At 33.9% G+C, this 502-nt stretch carries 1 protein-coding gene; it reads right to left on the bottom strand.

Annotated elements, in window-relative coordinates:
• Nucleotides 1-201: 201 nt before the first annotated feature.
• On the bottom strand, nucleotides 202-447 hold the full coding sequence (locus GC098_RS26640) for a hypothetical protein (RefSeq protein WP_171646232.1): 246 nt from the start codon (nucleotides 445-447) through the stop codon (nucleotides 202-204).
• Nucleotides 448-502 lie beyond the last annotated feature (55 nt).

Genomic DNA, 502 nt, shown 5'->3' with positions numbered 1-502 from the left:
AATATCACGCTTCCTTTCCTATGGAGATTCAAAATAGTCGTTAACTCCGGTTGGGTTATCATAGACTATTGGTATGGAAAAGATGCTGTCTATTATCTCCTCGTTAGAGCTCAATGCTATTAAGAAATATGTTCAAAAATTCCTAGTTTGCTAAAGTAGAAAAGGGCTGATAAGGCAAGCTATATCGAAGAGTCTCCAACTTTATTTTTTAAAAATGATGAAAAGGGCACCTAATACATAGATAGTTAAAGTGATAATGTTGCTTTTATCTTTTGTATCAACCAACCTTACAAGGAAAATCAATGCAGTTAACAGGAAAAACCAAGAAAAGCTTAGCTCTCTGCCTCCAGTTGAAGAAACAATTACAAATATAATAGTGAATATGGATATGAGTAGCTCTAAACCAAGAAGAACGCGATTCCTATTTTTATATGGATTTGTAAACATAAAAGCATCTCCTTTTTAGGATGGCATCAGGAATTGGCTAATCTATTGACTAACC

It is taken from the genome of Paenibacillus phytorum (genome assembly GCF_013141715.1).
GTDB lineage: Bacteria > Bacillota > Bacilli > Paenibacillales > NBRC-103111 > Paenibacillus_E > Paenibacillus_E phytorum.
Note: the sequence above shows the minus strand (reverse complement) of the source record. Positions and strands in the feature narration are given on the sequence as shown.